19 protein-coding genes and 1 tRNA gene are annotated in these 16230 nt (G+C 63.6%); 14 read left to right on the forward strand and 6 right to left on the reverse strand.

Annotated elements, in window-relative coordinates; all coding sequences use genetic code 11:
• Positions 1-326 (forward strand): NAD(P)/FAD-dependent oxidoreductase (locus EN939_RS03275; protein ID WP_164750872.1); only part of this gene is annotated, 326 nt, incomplete at its 5' end.
• 192 nt (positions 327-518) lie between these two features.
• Here EN939_RS03275 and EN939_RS03280 read toward each other — a convergent pair.
• A tRNA-Ser gene (locus EN939_RS03280) sits at positions 519-608 on the reverse strand.
• Positions 609-969: 361 nt separating this feature from the next.
• On the opposite strand from EN939_RS03280, the gene EN939_RS03285 reads away from it, so the two are divergent.
• The 5 genes from EN939_RS03285 to EN939_RS03305 all read left to right on the forward strand — a co-directional run bounded on the left by EN939_RS03285 (position 970) and on the right by EN939_RS03305 (position 4847).
• Positions 970-1674 (forward strand): hypothetical protein, encoded by a 705-nt coding sequence (locus EN939_RS03285; RefSeq protein WP_236383026.1) that lies wholly within the window; start codon positions 970-972, stop codon positions 1672-1674.
• Between the two features lie 308 nt (positions 1675-1982).
• Positions 1983-2306 carry a hypothetical protein gene (locus EN939_RS03290; protein WP_127266916.1) on the forward strand — a complete coding sequence of 108 codons (324 nt, stop codon included), beginning with the start codon at positions 1983-1985 and terminating at the stop codon, positions 2304-2306.
• Between the two features lie 100 nt (positions 2307-2406).
• A complete protein-coding gene (gene msrA, locus EN939_RS03295) occupies positions 2407-3072 on the forward strand; it encodes a peptide-methionine (S)-S-oxide reductase MsrA (RefSeq protein ID WP_127266917.1) in 666 nt (221 codons plus the stop codon).
• 208 nt (positions 3073-3280) lie between these two features.
• On the forward strand, positions 3281-4270 hold the full coding sequence (locus tag EN939_RS03300) for a BMP family lipoprotein (protein ID WP_127266918.1): 990 nt from the start codon (positions 3281-3283) through the stop codon (positions 4268-4270).
• A 115-nt stretch (positions 4271-4385) separates the two neighbouring features.
• Positions 4386-4847, forward strand: a complete 462-nt coding sequence (locus EN939_RS03305; protein ID WP_127266919.1) for a GNAT family N-acetyltransferase — start codon at positions 4386-4388, stop codon at positions 4845-4847.
• On the opposite strand, the gene EN939_RS03310 is transcribed toward EN939_RS03305, so the two are convergent.
• A complete protein-coding gene (locus EN939_RS03310) occupies positions 4842-5249 on the reverse strand; it encodes a hypothetical protein (protein WP_127266920.1) in 408 nt (135 codons plus the stop codon). The genes EN939_RS03305 and EN939_RS03310 overlap by 6 nt on opposite strands.
• 22 nt (positions 5250-5271) lie before the next feature.
• Positions 5272-5478 carry a SlyX family protein gene (locus tag EN939_RS03315; RefSeq protein ID WP_206517192.1) on the reverse strand — a complete coding sequence of 69 codons (207 nt, stop codon included), beginning with the start codon at positions 5476-5478 and terminating at the stop codon, positions 5272-5274.
• A 229-nt stretch (positions 5479-5707) separates the two neighbouring features.
• On the opposite strand from EN939_RS03315, the gene EN939_RS03320 reads away from it, so the two are divergent.
• Genes EN939_RS03320 through deoA form a run of 6 tightly spaced genes read left to right on the forward strand, consistent with a single transcriptional unit; the run spans position 5708 to position 11957 of the window.
• Positions 5708-7240: an ABC transporter ATP-binding protein gene (locus EN939_RS03320; RefSeq protein ID WP_127266922.1), complete on the forward strand. Its 1533-nt coding sequence runs from the start codon at positions 5708-5710 to the stop codon at positions 7238-7240.
• A complete protein-coding gene (locus EN939_RS03325) occupies positions 7237-8376 on the forward strand; it encodes an ABC transporter permease (protein ID WP_127266923.1) in 1140 nt (379 codons plus the stop codon). Before EN939_RS03320 ends, EN939_RS03325 begins: the two co-directional genes overlap by 4 nt.
• Before the next feature lies 1 nt (position 8377).
• Positions 8378-9349 (forward strand): ABC transporter permease, encoded by a 972-nt coding sequence (locus EN939_RS03330; protein ID WP_127266924.1) that lies wholly within the window; start codon positions 8378-8380, stop codon positions 9347-9349.
• A gap of 56 nt (positions 9350-9405) precedes the next feature.
• Entirely contained in the window at positions 9406-9798 is a 393-nt protein-coding gene (gene cdd / locus EN939_RS03335; RefSeq protein WP_127266925.1) for a cytidine deaminase, read from the forward strand.
• Positions 9799-9828: 30 nt separating this feature from the next.
• On the forward strand, positions 9829-10638 hold the full coding sequence (locus tag EN939_RS03340) for a purine-nucleoside phosphorylase (protein WP_127266926.1): 810 nt from the start codon (positions 9829-9831) through the stop codon (positions 10636-10638).
• Positions 10638-11957, forward strand: coding sequence for a thymidine phosphorylase (gene deoA / locus EN939_RS03345; RefSeq protein WP_127266927.1), 1320 nt, complete (start codon positions 10638-10640; stop codon positions 11955-11957). Before EN939_RS03340 ends, deoA begins: the two co-directional genes overlap by 1 nt.
• A gap of 84 nt (positions 11958-12041) precedes the next feature.
• Here the strand turns inward: deoA and EN939_RS03350 are convergent, their stop codons facing one another.
• From EN939_RS03350 to EN939_RS03360, 3 genes are all read right to left on the reverse strand, one after another.
• Positions 12042-12605: a TIGR02281 family clan AA aspartic protease gene (locus tag EN939_RS03350; protein WP_127266928.1), complete on the reverse strand. Its 564-nt coding sequence runs from the start codon at positions 12603-12605 to the stop codon at positions 12042-12044.
• A gap of 222 nt (positions 12606-12827) precedes the next feature.
• The gene (upp, locus tag EN939_RS03355) at positions 12828-13457 is read right to left on the reverse strand and encodes a uracil phosphoribosyltransferase (RefSeq protein WP_127266929.1); all 630 of its coding nucleotides are present in this window, start codon (positions 13455-13457) and stop codon (positions 12828-12830) included.
• Positions 13458-13603: 146 nt separating this feature from the next.
• Positions 13604-14578 carry an adenosine deaminase gene (locus tag EN939_RS03360; RefSeq protein ID WP_127266930.1) on the reverse strand — a complete coding sequence of 325 codons (975 nt, stop codon included), beginning with the start codon at positions 14576-14578 and terminating at the stop codon, positions 13604-13606.
• A gap of 134 nt (positions 14579-14712) precedes the next feature.
• Here EN939_RS03360 and ubiE point away from each other — a divergent pair, with 134 nt between their 5' ends.
• Positions 14713-15489 (forward strand): bifunctional demethylmenaquinone methyltransferase/2-methoxy-6-polyprenyl-1,4-benzoquinol methylase UbiE, encoded by a 777-nt coding sequence (gene ubiE, locus EN939_RS03365; protein WP_127266931.1) that lies wholly within the window; start codon positions 14713-14715, stop codon positions 15487-15489.
• A gap of 70 nt (positions 15490-15559) precedes the next feature.
• Positions 15560-16230, forward strand: a 671-nt coding sequence (locus EN939_RS03370) for an AarF/UbiB family protein (RefSeq protein WP_245473049.1), incomplete at its 3' end; no start/stop codon positions are given.

The raw sequence follows: 16230 nt of genomic DNA on the forward strand, positions 1-16230 counted from the left end.
ACCATGAAGAGTTCGACGACTACATCTGGCCGGCACTCTGGCACCGCATTCCGTCTTTCGACGCACTCAAGGTCCAGACCAGTTGGACCGGCCACTACGAGTACAACATGCTCGACCACAACGGCATCGTCGGCTTCCACCCGCAGGTGACCAATTTCATGTTTGCCAACGGCTTCTCGGGGCACGGGCTGCAACAGTCGCCAGCCGTGGGCCGGGGAGTTTCAGAACTTATCGTTCACGGGGCTTTCCAGACGCTCGATCTGTCGCCATTCTGTTACGAGCGCATAGAGCGCAACGAGCCGTTCCTCGAGGAAGCGGTGATCTAGGGCGAGACGATCGACCACCCCGTTTTGATTTGGCGAAGCAATTCATCACGGGACGTCGGTCGTGTTCGAGATTGCACCAAGCACAAGCGCCCCGGTTGTCCTCCTGGCCTCGAGATCGCGATGAGCGTCGGCAGCCTGCGCCAGATCATATTGCCTGGGGCGCGCCGATCTTGATCACACCTAGGTGCAAGCTGGCGGAGAGAGCGGGATTCGAACCCGCGTTACGGTCTCCCGTAAACACACTTTCCAGGCGTGCGCCTTCAACCACTCGGCCACCTCTCCGTCCATGCATGTCGCGTCGGCCGGTTTTGCCGCGCGGGTTGGGGAGATGCACCTCCCTTGGGGCAAGGCGGAACTTCCGCCATCGGCGCCGCCAACCAGCGAACGCCCTTCCCCGCACCTGAGCCGTCGAAGCAACAGGCGCGGGGCTCATCTAGTCGATCCGGCGCCGAATGCCAAGCCATATCAGCAGTCTATTCGCTTTGCCGGCCATACAGTGTTTCGCAAGGCCGCCGGCATGCCCGTTTTTACGGGCGCCGCCGCTGCAATGGTGTGCACAGGCACGACCGCCGGGCCGGCCGCCCTTGACTTCCCCCGGAGTTGCCTGTCGGGTGCCGAGGCTTTGCGGGGGCATTGTGCGGACATGACATCGAGCAATGGACAGACGCCAGTCAGGCGGCCGGACAGCGGGCTTTCCTTCGTGCCGGTGGGCTGGCTCGTCTTCGTCATGGCGTGGTCGGTCTACGGCCTGATCTCCGTCTGGCCCGCGGTCGGCGCCACCGGCCTGCCAGACAGCGTGTTTTACCTTGTCTATGGCGGGCTCGCCGTCGACATCATCACCATCCTGTGGGGGCTTTACCTGCTCGGCCTCGCCTTCGGCCGCTCGGCCCGTTTCCCGCGCCAGTTCACCATCTGGCAGGTCGCCACAATCATCTGGCTGGTGGCCTGGCAGGCCTGTGCACTGACGATTTCGGATTTCGTCTTTTCGGGCCAGGCGCTTGCCATCACCGCTGCTCAACTCGCCATCGGGGTCCTCTGCATCTATCTGCTGCGCCGTGGATCCGAAGCCGATGCCGTTTATGTCAATCCGGAAACCGAAAGCCCGCCTGTCTTCGTCTCGGTCGTCGCCGCGCTGCTCGGCATCGTCCTGGGCGCGGTCATCGGCGCCGTGGGCGGATTCGCCATCGGCTCGGTGATCGCTGATGCCACCGAGATGAGCTGTTTCGAGGGCGCCTGCGGCTATTTCGCCGTGTTCACCGGCCTGGCCGGCCTGGTGATCGGCGCCATTGGCGGCGGCGTTTTTGCCGTCTGGCGTGTCCATCGGCGCAAAAGGAAGCCGGCCGCATAATTCGCGCAGGGCAACGAATCCGGGTTCACCCGGTCTTTGAAGACTTGGCCGGCACGTCGGTTTGCGAGGCACCAAACGCAAAAACCCGCCTGTGCGGCGGGTCGTCGGCGCAAATCAGCACCCTGCTGAAATTGTTAGCATAGCTGCCCTCACATGTCAATGAAAAGCCACCCGACCGACTGTCGTCCGGCCTTCTGTTGACCTGAGTTTGGAGTCTGCAAATTCGCGTATGGCGATTGCGATCCAGCCATGCGCATTCTATCTCTGAAAGGCCCCTCGGGAGGGGACCAGCCCGGAGGAGGGTTCTGATGTTTCGCTTCGTCTTTCGTCTTGCCGCAATGATCGCGCTGTCGATTTCCGTCATCATGGCGGTGCTCGACGCGACACGCACCGTGGCGGCCTCCGTGCTGGTGCTGACCCCGCTCAACACCAGTTGGCTGGCGGTCTCGCCCGACACGAGGGCCGCCTTCGAAACCTTCATCCGAACCAAGGCCAGCCCGCTGCTGTGGGACGGCGCCGTCGCCTGGGTGCTGAACCAGCCGGGCTTCGCCGTGTTCGCGGTGCTGGCTTTCCTGCTCTATGCGATAGGCTACAGGCGGCCGCCGCGTGCTGGGCAGTTCGCCGCCACCTAGAGCATCGGACCCAAAAGCGGTTGCCGGTTTTGGGAATCCGATGCTCAAACAAAGCCGCCGTCATGCGGCTTCTTGCGTTTCACCCGGAGAGGAGCCGCGCATGTTCTTTCTCAGCGACATGCTGAACAAGAAGCTCAATCTGCCGAAGCCCTCCCAGGCCCTGCCGGGCCGCGCCAGGGCGATCCCGACCGCATCCAGACACAAGGTCTTGAAAAGATCGCTCAAGGGTCCTTATCCCGAGAGGCTGGAGACGGCGATGTTCGGACTGGGCTGCTTCTGGGGTGCGGAGCGGCTGTTCTGGCAGATCGAAGGCGTCTGGGTCACCGCGGCTGGCTATGCCGGCGGCTTCACCCCCAATCCGACCTATCAGGAGACCTGCACCGGGCTTACCGGTCATGCCGAAGTGGTGCTGGTGGTCCATGACCCCGAGATCGTCTCCTATGCTGGGCTTCTGAAGCTGTTCTGGGAAAGCCACGACCCCACGCAGGGCATGCGCCAGGGCAATGATGTCGGCACCGCCTATCGCTCCGCGATCTACACGAGCGACGAGGCGCAATTGCGGGCGGCGAGCGCCTCGCGCGATGCGTATGAGACCTCGCTGCGCGGTGCCGGCCACGGCAGGATCACCACCGAGATCGCGCCGGCGGCCGAATTCTACTTCGCCGAAGCCGATCACCAGCAATATTTGGCGAAGAACCCTTACGGCACGTGCAACCTCAAAGGCACCGGCGTCGCTTGCGCCATCCCTGCCGCCGCCTCCGCCTGACACTTGGCGCAAGGACAAGCTGCGGTGCGGCTTGTCCGCACCAAGCTTTTCCAAAAGGTCAAAATTCCGCGTGAATTTTGTTTCGGGCCATGCCAGATTGCCGCCGAGCGGGAGGGAGTACACTCCTGGCTGACGTCGTATGCCTGCCGGAGAACCGGGCAGGCATGCGGTGCATAACGGAAAAAATAACCGACAGGGTGTGGATCACATGAAACGTATCGTTCTCGGCCTCCTGGCCGCAACCGCAATGGTTCTTCCGGCTTTCGCCGCGGATGTCCAGCCGGCCATCCTCTATGATCTCGGCGGCAAGTTCGACAAATCCTTCAACGAGGCTGCCTACAACGGCGCCGAGAAATTCAAGACGGAAACCGGCACGGCCTACGTCGAATTCGAGGTCTCCAATGCCTCGCAGCGTGAGCAGGCGCTGCGCCGCTTCGCCGAGGACGGCCGCAACCCGATCGTCATGGCCGGCTTTGCCTGGACGGACGCGCTGACCAAGGTCGCCGCCGAATATCCCGACCTGAACTTCGCCATCATCGACGACCAGGTCGATCTGCCGAACGTGCGGTCGCTGAAGTTCAAGGAACAGGAGGGCTCCTACCTCGTCGGCATCCTGGCGGCGATGGCCTCTAAGTCCAAGAAGGTCTCCTTCGTTGGCGGCATGGATATCCCTCTGATCCGCAAGTTCGAATGCGGCTATGTCGGCGGCGCCAAGTCGGCGGGTGCGACTGATGTCATCCAGAACATGACCGGCGACACGCCGGCTGCCTGGAACGATCCGGCCAAGGGTGGCGAGATCGCCAAGACGCAGATCGACCAGGGCTCCGACGTGATCTACGCCGCGGCAGGCGGCACCGGCGTCGGCGTGCTGCAGGCGGCGGCAGATGCCGGCAAGCTCGGCATCGGCGTCGATTCCAACCAGAACGGCCTGCAGCCGGGCAAGGTGCTGACCTCGATGCTGAAGCGCGTCGACGTCGCCGTCTACACCGCCTTCATGGACGGCAAGAACGGCACCTTCAAGGGCGGAGTCGAGAATCTGGGCCTCAAGGAAGGCGGCGTCGACTACGCCATGGACGACAACAACAAGGCGCTGGTGACGGACGAGATGAAGGCGGCCGTCGAAAAGGCCAAGGCCGACATCATTGCCGGCAAGACCGAAGTGCACGACTATACGGCTGACAACGCTTGCCCCTATTGAGCGGCACGAACACACAGACATGATCTGCAAACCGCCGGGCGCCAGCCCGGCGGTTTTGTCTTTACCGGATCGAGCGAAACGTTCGCTCCGTGCCGGCCACCGTTTCGGGATACAGATGCAGCCAAAGATCGCACCCATCGGCGAGCACGACGTAGCAGCGGTAGCCCAGCTGCGCCTGGCCACGTTTTTCGAGGGAACCGGAAGGACGCTCGGGGAAGATGCGGCAGGGCTTCGTGGCTTGATCGCCGGTGACGGCTTCGAGGCGGCATTCGTTGCCCGGATCGGCGACACCCCGGTCGGGACATGCCTGCTGGTCCGCCACGAGCTGGAGCCCGTACATGATCTGACGCCATGGCTGGCCGGGTTGGTCGTCGATGCAAGGTATCGACGCCGAGGCATCGCCACCGCGCTGGTCAAGGCAACGGAAGCCCATGCGGCGTCACGGGGCGTCGAGATGCTCCATCTCTACACATGGGATGCGCGTGATTTCTACGCGGCTCTCGGCTGGAATACCGTTGAGATAAGCGGCTCGGACGGCGAGAAGATGGCGCTGATGTCGCGCCGCCCTCGCCTATAGCAGCTTCGCGACGAGACAGCCCAGCGCGAACGCCACCATCAGCCCGGCGGCAACGACAACTCCGCGCCGGCCGCCAAGCGCGTGCACGCCAATGCCGTATGGTGGCCGGGACAGGCTTCGGATCACCGTGCGCGGTTTGACCTCATTGCCGCCGAGCTCGACGCTGCGCATCTGAGGTAACTCGGCTAGGCGTTGGGTAACCAGTTCCCAATGCCTGCCAGGCAGCAGGTCGCGTTTTCCGTAACGGTCGAAGAAATACATCTGCTCGGCAAGTCGCGCGACCGCGTCGCGGAAGGCGGGATCGACCTCCAGGTCACGTTCGGCCCGTTCGCGGTCTTTGTCGTTCATAAGACCGAGCACATATTCGCCGGCCCGCGCGATGCGATCGCTTTCACTGACCAAGGCGTGCACCTTCCCTTTTTCCTCACCAGTGCGGTGGCTTGGTTACCGGCACTTCATCTCCTGTCTGCTCCTCCAGCGCCAGGAAGCGATCCGTCAGCGCGTCCAGCTTGCGCTGCATGCGCTCGATCACTTTCCACTGCTCGGCGATCTGGCCGGACAGTTCCTCGATGATCTTCTCCTGCTCGGCGGCGCGTATTTCCAGCGTCGTCAGCCGGTCGGCGGGCGTGATCATGTGAATTCCCCAGTCTCACCGCGATGTCGTTCACCGCGATGTCTTGCGCCGTGATGCGAATTTCGGCGCCGTCATACTAGCGAATGTGAAGGCCCCGGCCACGTTGCAAATTGACAAGCGCACCGGGATTTGTCGAGAGTGAACCGGCTCCGCCAATTGGCACGGGCGGAGCGTCATGCTAGGCGTTTTGACCAAGCGATAAAAAAATAAGAGTGGGACAGGCTGCATGGCGCAAGCCGCAATCGAGTTGATCGGCATCAACAAGAGTTTTGGTGCGGTGCGCGCCAACCGGGACATCAACCTTGAGATCGGTCGCGGCACGATCCACGGCATTGTCGGCGAGAACGGAGCTGGCAAGTCGACGCTGATGTCGATCCTCTACGGCTTCTACCAGGCCGACAGCGGCGAGATCCGCGTTGGCGGCCAGTCGGCCTCGATCAAAACCCCCAATGACGCCATCGCGCTCGGCATCGGCATGGTGCATCAGCACTTCATGCTGGTCGACAATTTCACGGTGCTGGAGAACGTCATCCTCGGCGCCGAAAGCGATGCGCTCTTGAAGAAGAGCATCGCCAAGGCGCGCTCCGAACTGGAGCGGCTGGAGCGTGAATACGGGCTGGAAGTCGATCCCGATGCAATCATCGAGGAATTGCCGGTCGGCCTGCAGCAGCGGGTGGAGATCCTGAAGGCGCTCTATCGCGGCGCCGAGATCCTGATCCTCGACGAGCCGACGGGCGTGCTGACGCCGGCCGAGGCCGACCACCTGTTCCGCATCCTCGGGCAATTGAAAGACCAGGGCAAGACGGTGGTGCTGATCACCCACAAATTGCGCGAGATCATGGCCATCACCGACACCGTGTCGGTGATGCGCCAGGGCACGATGGTGGCGACGCGCGAAACCAGGAAGACGACTGTCGAGGAACTGGCCGAGCTGATGGTCGGGCGGCGCGTGCTCTTGCGGGTCGAGAAGGGCGAGGCCGAGGCCGGCGCCGTCAAGCTCGCTGTCAAGAACCTGACGGTGAAGGATACGCGCGGCGTAACCATGGTCGACGACATCTCCTTCGATATCAGGGCCGGCGAGATCGTCGGCATCGCCGGTGTCGCCGGCAACGGACAATCCGAACTGCTCGAGGCGATTTCCGGCATCAGGCGTGCGGTGTCCGGCTCGGTCATGCTCGACGGCAAGCCGATCGACCTGACCGGCGCCGCCGACCCGGGCGAACTGCGCGACCGCGGCCTGGCGCATGTGCCGGAGGACCGCCATCACGTCGGGCTGGTGCTGGCCTTCGAGGAGAACGAGAATTCGATCCTCGGCTATCACGATGATCCCCGTTATTTGAAGGGGCCGTTCCTCAACATCGATGCCATCCGCAACGATGCCAGGGACAAGATCGCCAAATACGATATCCGGCCGGCCGACTGCCGGCTGAAGACCGCCAATTTCTCCGGCGGCAACCAGCAGAAGATCGTGCTGGCGCGGGAGATGGAACAGGACCCTGGTGTTCTGATCGTTGGCCAGCCGACACGCGGCGTCGATGTCGGCGCCATCGAATTCATCCACAAGCGCCTGATCGCCATGCGCGACCAGGGCAAGGCGGTGCTGGTGGTGTCGGTCGAGCTGGACGAGATCCGTTCGCTGTCCGACCGTATCCTGGTGATGTTTGCGGGCCGCATCGTCGGCGAACGCGGCCCCGAAGCGACCGAGGGCGAGCTCGGCCTGCTGATGGCTGGCATCGAGCACCAGGAGGCAGCACTTTGAGCGCGCCCTACGCCAAACTGCCGGCCTGGGCCGACTATGGCCTGATCCCGCTGATCAATCTGTTCGTCGCCTTCGTCGTCGCCGGCTTCGTCGTGCTTCTGGTCGGCGAGAATCCGCTGCGCGCAGCCGTCATCCTGGTCGAGGGCGCCTTCGGCAAAGGCACAGGCATCGCCTTCACCCTCTTTTATGCGACCACCTTCATCTTCACCGGGCTTTCGGTGGCGGTGGCCGCGCATTGCGGCCTGTTCAACATCGGCACCGAAGGGCAGGCCTACATCGCCGGCCTCGGCATCGCCATCGTCTGCCTGAGCTTCGACAGCACACTGCCATGGTGGCTGACCTTCCCGCTGGCGATCATTGCTGCGGCGACGGTCGGCGCATTGTGGGCGCTCATCCCGGCCTATCTGCAGGCCAAGCGTGGCTCGCACATCGTCATCACCACCATCATGTTCAACTTCATCGCCGCCTCGATCATGGTTTACCTGCTGGTCGGCCCGTTGAAGCCAGCCGCCTCGCAAGCGCCGCAGACGCGTAACTTCCTCGCCGGCGCGGAATTGCCCAAGCTCAACTGGATCATCGAGCTGTTCGGCGCCAAGATCCGTTCGGCGCCGCTCAATGTCACCTTCCTGCTGGCGCTGGTCATGGCCTTCCTGGTCTGGCTGCTGATCTGGCGCACCAAGCTCGGCTATGAAATGCGCACCTACGGTCACAGCCCGAAAGCGGCACGCTATGCCGGCATCTCCGAAACCCGCATCATCATCACCGCCATGATGATCTCGGGCGGGCTGGCCGGCATGATGGCACTCAATCCGGTGATGGGCGATCAGCACAATGTCGCCATCGACTTCGTTTCCGGCGCCGGCTTCGTCGGCATCGCCGTGGCGCTGATGGGCCGCCTGCACCCTGTCGGCATCGTGCTGGCGGCGATCCTGTTCGGCATGCTCTACCAGGGCGGCGCCGAACTCGCCTTCGAGATGCCGGCGATCAGCCGCGACATGATCGTCATCATTCAAGGCCTGGTGATCCTGTTTGCCGGTGCCCTCGAGCACATGTTCCGGCCCTACATCCAGGCGCTGTTCGCCTCGTTCAGTCCGCGATCGGTGGGCATGGAAGCGGTCAAGGGGAAAGGTGCCTGAGATGGATGTGTTCAACGCGATCATCCAGACACTGGACTCCACCATCCGCCTTTCGGTGCCGCTGCTGCTTGCCTGCCTCGCCGGCCTCTATTCGGAACGCGCCGGCATCTTCGACATCGGTCTCGAAGGCAAGATGCTGGTCGGCGCCTTCGCCGGTGCGGCCGCCGCTTCCGTGTTCCATTCGGCCTTTCTCGGCCTCGGCATGGCGATCCTGATCTCGGTCGCCTTTGCCATGATCCACGGTTTTGCCTCGATCACCCATCGCGGCAACCAGATCGTCTCCGGCGTGGCGATCAATTTCATCGCCGCCGGCTCGACCATCATCCTCGGCCAGGCCTGGTTCCAGCAGGGCGGGCGCACGCCGGCGCTGCAACCGGGCGAGCGCTTCGAGGCCATCACCTTGCCGGGCGCCGAGGCCATCCGCGGCGTTCCGATCATCGGACCGATCTATGCCGAGCTCCTGTCGGGCCACTCGATCCTGGTCTATCTTGCCTTCCTGATGGTGCCGTTCACCTGGTGGGTGCTGTTTCGCACCCGTTTTGGCCTCAGGCTGCGCGCCGTAGGCGAGAACCCGGCCGCCGTCGATACTGCCGGCATATCGGTCGCCTGGCTGCGCTACAGGGCGCTGATCTGCACCGGCATCCTCACCGGCATTGCCGGCGCCTACCTGTCGATGGTGCAAAATGGCGGCTTCGTGAAGGACATGACCGCCGGCAAGGGCTATATCGCGCTGGCAGCCTTGATCTTTGCCAAGTGGAAGCCGGTCAACGCCATGTTCGCCTGCCTTCTGTTCGGCTTCCTGGACGCGGCGTCGATCCGCCTGCAGGGATCACCGCTGCCCATCATCGGCAAGGTGCCTGCGCAGTTCATGCAGGCGCTGCCCTACATCCTCACCGTCATCCTGCTCGCCGGCTTCATCGGCAAGGCAATCCCGCCACGCGCCGGCGGCGTACCTTATGTCAAGGAACGTTGAGCGGCAGGTCGGCTTTGCGCCGGGTTTTGAACACGATCATCGGAGAGAACACCTGAATGTCGCATGATCTGTTCGAGGCCGCCAAGGCCGCCATGGCCAAGGCCTACGCGCCCTATTCTAAGTTTCCGGTCGGCGCTGCCTTGCGCACCGAGGACGGGCGCGTCTTTACCGGCGCCAACATCGAAGTCGCCTCCTATCCGGAAGGCTGGTGCGCCGAGACCACGGCGCTCGGCCACTACATCATGGGCGGCGGCGGCAAGATCGTGGAAATCGCCGTCATCGCCGAACGCATGGCGAAATGCTCGCCTTGCGGCGGCTGCCGGCAGCGGCTGGCCGAATTCTGCCGGCCGGAAACAAAGCTCTATCTCTGCGACAATGCAGGTGTGGCCGAGACCGTGACCATGGGCGACATGCTGCCTTACGGTTTCCGCGGCGATATTTTGAAATGAACAACGGGCTCAAATGAACAGCTGGCAGCGATGACGGAAAAAACCCTGGATCATCTCGTCGAAAGGCTGGACGGCCTGGCGCCGGCCACGGCCCTGGTGCTCGGTTCGGGCCTCGGCGGTCTGGTCGACCAGATCGAGGACCCGATCCGCATCTCCTATGCCGACCTGCCCGGTTTTCCCAGAAGCGGTGTCACCGGGCACGCCGGCGAAGTGGTGGCAGGGCTGTTTGCCGGCGTGCCGGTGCTGATGCTGTCGGGCCGCGCCCATTACTACGAGCACGGCAACGCCGCGGCGATGCGGCCGGTGCTGGAAGTGCTTGCCGGCATCGGCATCACGAAACTGATCCTCACCAATGCCGCCGGCTCGGTCGATCCGGACATGCCGCCTGGCTCGGTAATGCTGATATCGGACCACATCAATTTCTCGGGCACCAATCCGCTGATCGGCGAACCAAGCGACCGGCGTTTCGTCGGCCTGACTGAAGCCTATGATGCCGGCATCCGCCAGGCCATCGAACGGGCGGCAAATGCGACCGGCACCACCCTGCACAAGGGCGTCTATATGTGGTTCTCCGGTCCATGCTTCGAAACGCCGGCCGAGATCCGCATGGCGCGCATCATGGGCGCCAATGCGGTCGGCATGTCGACCGTACCGGAGGTCATTCTCGCCCGCTTCCTAGGACTGCGCGTCGCCGCCTGTTCGGTCATCACCAATCTGGCCGCCGGCATGACCGGGGCCGAGCTTTCGCACCAGGAGACCAAGGACATGGCCCCGGTCGGTGGCGCGCGGCTGGCGACGATCCTGCAACGCGTGTTCCGCGACGGACTGCTGGAGATCTGATGCTTCCCCAGGAAATCATCCGCCGCAAGCGCGATGGCCTCAGGCTGTCGGAAGAGGAGATCGCCGGCTTCGTCGCGGGCGTGACGTCGGGCGCCGTCACCGATGGCCAGGCCGGCGCCTTCGCCATGGCGGTGTTCTTCAACGGCATGAACCGCGACGAGGCCGTGGCGCTCACGCTGGCGATGCGCGATTCCGGCGATGTGCTCGACTGGTCGGACCTGCCCGGCCCGGTCACCGACAAGCATTCGACCGGCGGCGTCGGCGACAATGTCTCGCTGATGCTGGCGCCGATCGTCGCCGCCTGCGGCGCCTATGTACCGATGATCTCGGGCCGCGGCCTTGGCCACACCGGCGGCACGCTGGACAAGATGGATGCCATTCCCGGCTACATCAGCCAGCCCGATGTAGCGCTGTTTCGCAAGGCGGTGCTCGAAACAGGCTGTGCCATCATCGGCCAGACCGCCGACCTCGCGCCCGCCGATCGACGGCTCTACGCGATCCGCGACGTCTCCGGCACGGTCGAATCGGTGCCGCTGATCACCGCTTCGATCCTGTCGAAGAAGCTGGCGGCCGGGCTGCAATCGCTGGTGCTCGACGTCAAGGTCGGCAACGGCGCCTTCATGGAAAAATCGCGCGACGCCACCGCACTCGCCAACAGCCTGGTTGAGATCGCCAACGGCGCCGGACTAAAGGCTTCGGCGTTGATCACCGGCATGAACGAGCCCTTGGCGTCGGCCGCCGGCAACGCCGTCGAGGTGCGCAACGCCGTTGATTTCCTCACCGGCCGGTATCGTGACCGTCGGCTCGAGGACGTGACGCTGGCGCTGGCCGCCGAAATGCTGCAGTCGGCCGGGCTGGTGTCGTCCAACCAGGATGGCATGCGGCGCGCCACCGAGACACTCGCCAGCGGCCGCGCCGCCGCCACCTTCGCACGCATGGTGGCCGCGCTTGGCGGCCCCGCCGATTTCATCGAGAAACCGGAAAAGTATCTGCCAGCGGCGGCGATCGAATTTGCCGTCAACGCGACCGCAAACGGCTTCGTCACCGGCATCGCCACCCGCGATATCGGGCTCGCCGTGGTCGGCCTGGGAGGTGGGCGCACGCGGCCGGACGACAAGATCGACCCCGCGGTCGGCATCACCAGGTTGTTGCCGGTCGGTGCGGAGGTTGGGATCGGCGAGCCGCTGGCGCTGATCCATGCCCGCTCATCGGCCGATGCCGAGGCCGCCGCGGCTACCGTGCTTTCGGCCTATACGGTCGGCGCCTCGAAGCCGCCCGCCGACAAGTCGGTCATCCGGCGGATTCTGCCGCGCGGCTGAAGCAATTCCAGGAAAAGTGGTGGACCGGTTTTCCCGGGAAAGCGCATAGCGCTTTCCCTTGGAAATTGCGGAAAACGAATAGCCTTACTGGACGAGCAGCAGCGTGCCGTTCTCGACCTGGTATTTGTCGAGCCGGTTGAGAAAGCTCATGCCGATCAGATTGGTGCGCAGCGCCCTGTCGTCGAGCACGATGGTCTGGACGTCATTGACCGTGATGTTGCCGATCTGCAGGCGGTCGATCATGGCCACGGCCGCCTTGATGGTGCCGTTGGCCGTGTTGACCTCGTGGCTGAAGTCCGAAGCATTCAGCGACAAGCCGATTCGGCGTGCCGTCGACATGTTGATGGCGACCAGCGTGGCGCCGGTGTCGATCATGCCGTCGACCTGGCGCCCGTTGAACTTGAAAGCCGATGAGAAATGTCCGCGCTCGTCTGCCGCGACGACCACCTTGCGGCCCATCGGCAGCGGTGCCGCGGGCTTGTTGGGCACCGATGCCAGATTGACGTCTGGTTGGGCTTCGACCGCTTGTTTGCCCGGCACCGCCGACCTCAGCAGGTTTTCGACGAGTTGCGGATTGGACTGGTACACAATCGGTATCGATGCCGATGAACCGGCGAAAACGGCGAGGATCAGAAGTTTGCGCAGCATGGATCGGCCTCGCCGCATGACCCCGGAAATCGGGATCGATTTCCGAAAGGCTCACGCGCAAATCAAAATGCTACAGCGTCCTTTGCGCGTCCGAAATGGACGCGCGGCGCCGTAGTGACAGCCGATCGTTAGACCCGGATGGTGTTTGCCGCTTTAACGCGCGCCAAAACCGCGCCTTTGCGTAAACGTTTGGTAAATCGCACCAGGTGACTTTGCCTGGTATTACTTGGTCCCGTACATGCGGTCGCCGGCGTCGCCGAGGCCGGGCATGATGTAGCCCTTCTCGTTGAGCTGGCGGTCGATCGAAGCGGTGAAGACGGGAACGTCCGGATGCGCCTTGAGAAAGCGTTCGATGCCTTCGGGCGCCGCCAGCAGGCAAAGGAAACGGATGTTGGTGGCGCCGCGCTCTTTCAGCTTGTCGATCGCCGCGATCGCCGAATTGGCGGTGGCCAGCATCGGATCGACGACGATCACCAGCCGGTCGGCGAGATCGCTCGGCGCCTTGAAGAAATATTCGACCGCTTCCAGCGTTTCGTGATCGCGGTAGAGACCGACATGGGCGACGCGGGCCGCCGGAACCAGGTCGAGCAGGCCTTCCAGCAAGCCGTTGCCGGCGCGCAGCACGGAGGCAAAGACCAGCTTCTTGCCCTCAAGCGTCGGCGCTTCCATGGTTTCCATCGGCGTCTCGATGGTCGTCGTCGTCAGTTCGAGGTTGCGGGTGACCTCGTATCCGAGCAGCAGCGAGATTTCGCGCAGCAGCCGGCGAAAGCCGGCCGTCGAGGTTTCCTTCTTGCGCATGATGGTCAGCTTGTGCTGGACAAGCGGGTGGTCGACGACGGTGACGCCCTGCATGGTGTTCTCCTGATGCCTGCGCCCGAAAATGCGCGCATGGCCCTTTCGGACGCGCCGCGCTTCAAGCTGCCTGAGCGAACCCTAGCGGCAATGCGCCGGTCAAGGAACCGCTTGGCCCGCACCGACCACAGCTTTGTCGGCGGAAATCAGCGTGCCGCGCTGTTCAACCGGGCAAGAAGCGCGGTCTTCGTCTTTCTATCGACGAAAGCGGCTTCGATGGCGGTGCGGGTGACGGCGGCCAGCGCCTTTTCGTTCATCGAGAAATGCTCGGCGGCAATGTCGTATTCCCGCTTCAGCGAGGTCCAGAAATAGGGCGGATCGTCGGAATTGAGCGTCACCTTGCAGCCGGCCGCCTGCAGGGCCGGAAATGGATGATCGGCGAAACTGTCGAACACCTTGAGCGCGATGTTGGAACCGGGGCAGCATTCCAGCACGACGCCCTCGTCGGCGATGCGCCGGACGAGGTCCGGGTTCTCGATGGCGCGCACGCCATGGCCGATGCGGGACGGACGGATATGATCGAGCGCCGCCTGGACGGTCTCCCAGCCCGTCAATTCGCCGGCGTGGATGGTGATGCCGAGCCCGGCCTCGCGGGCGATCTCGAAAGCCCTGACATAGTCCTCCATATCGCCGATGCGCTCATCGCCGGCGACACCGAAACCGGTGACCAGCGGATGCCCGCAGCGCGCCGCAAAGCGCGCCGCCTGCTCGATCGACTCGACGCCGACATGGCGCACGCCGGTGACGATCATGCGGCCCTCGATGCCGGTCTTGGCCTTGGCGCGGGCCATGCCTTCGCCGAGCGCATCGGTATAGGCCTTGGGCGACAGGCCGGCCTTTTTCGCGTGGTCCGGCGAGGTGAACACCTCGGAATAGATGGCGCCGTCGCGAGCGAGACTGGTCAGATAATGGTCGGCCAGCCGCGCATAGTCCTCCTCGGTCCGGAACAGATCGGCGGAAAAATCATAAGCCGCCAGGAAGGAGGTGAAGTCATGCCAGACGAAGGAACCGTTCTGGATATAGGGCGAGGTGTCCTTGCCGTATTTCTGCGCCTGGCGGATGACGAGTTCGGGCGCCGCTGCCCCTTCGATGTGGCAGTGCAGTTCCGCTTTCAAAGGCATTCAACCATCCCGTCGGTCCGTCCAGGTCTCGAAAACCCGCCACCTGGAAGCGCGGCTGAACACCGCGCCTTAAACAATAGCGCCCGCACCATCGATCGGCTATGGTCCCGCCGGTTTTATGACGGATCAAAAAAATGTCAGTTGAGAGAACCACGGCCGCGGGCGGCATGGAAACCTCCTATGGTTTCAAGCGTGTAGGGGCTGGCGACAAGCAGTCCCTGGTCAACGATGTTTTCCACAAGGTCGCCAACCGCTACGACCTGATGAACGATCTGATGTCGGCCGGCCTGCACCGGCTGTGGAAGGACGCCATGGTCACCTGGCTCAATCCTCCCAAAAGGATCGGCTGGCGCGTGCTGGACGTTGCCGGCGGCACCGGCGACATCGCCTTCCGCATCGTCGATGCCAGCCACGGCAATGCCCATGCCACCGTGCTCGACATCAATGGCTCGATGCTGGCTGTCGGCCGCGACCGGGCCGAAAAGAAGGGCCTGTCCGGCAACACCGATTTCGTCGAGGCCAATGCCGAGGAACTGCCCTTTGCCGATGCCACATTCGACGCTTACACCATCGCTTTCGGCATCCGCAACGTGCCGCGCATCGAGGTGGCCTTGGGCGAAGCGTTTCGCGTGCTGAAGCCCGGCGGGCGCTTCCTGTGCCTAGAGTTTTCCGAGGTCGAGATGCCGCTTCTCGACAAGGCCTACGAAGCCTGGTCGTTCAACGCCATTCCAAAGATCGGCAAGATGGTCACTGGCGACGGCGAACCCTATTCCTATCTGGTCGAATCGATCGCCAGGTTTCCCAATCAACAGAATTTCGCGACGATGATTTCCCGCGCCGGCTTCGACCGCGTTTCCTTCCGCAACTACTCCGGCGGTATTGCAGCACTTCATTCGGGCTGGAAGCTTTGAGGCCGGGCCGCATTTCTCACAACCGACGCGTGCTATGCCGGTTCAAAGAGCCGGCAGGATTGGCGCTGCCATGAGCAATGTCAGTGCAGGATTCCGGCTCGTAAGGGCCGGCTGGGTGCTGGTCCGCGAGGGTGTCGTCGCCGCTCTGCCGGGTGAGGAACTGTCCGGCCTGCCGAAGTTCGGATGGCGGATGGCGCGGCTGTTCACCCGCCGCCGCGCGCTGGCCTATGAGCGCAGCGACCGGCTGGCCAAGGCGGTCGTCCGGCTCGGTCCATCTTATGTAAAGCTCGGCCAGTTCCTGGCGACACGGCCCGACGTCGTCGGCAACGACATGGCGCTCGATCTCGCCACGTTGCAGGACAAGATGCACACCTTCCCCCGGGCCGAGGCCATCGCGGCGATCGAGGCTTCGCTCGGGCGCAAGATCGGCGATCTCTATACGCAATTCGGCGACCCGGTCGCCGCCGCCTCCATCGCCCAGGTCCATGCCGCCGACGCTGTCCATGACGGCATTGCCACCAAGGTGGCGGTCAAGGTGATCCGTCCCGGCGTGCGCCGCCGTTTCTTCCAGGATCTCGAAAGCTATTTCCTCGCCGCTCGCCTGCAGGAGAAATACATCCCCTCGTCCCGCCGGCTGCGGCCGGTCGAGGTCACCCAGACGCTGGCGCAGACCACCAAGATCGAGATGGATCTTCGCCTCGAGGCGGCGGCTCTCTCGGAGCTCGGCGAAAGCACCAGGGA

Origin of the sequence: Mesorhizobium sp. M7A.F.Ca.CA.002.05.1.1 (genome assembly GCF_003998335.1) — a bacterium.
Lineage (GTDB): Bacteria > Pseudomonadota > Alphaproteobacteria > Rhizobiales > Rhizobiaceae > Mesorhizobium.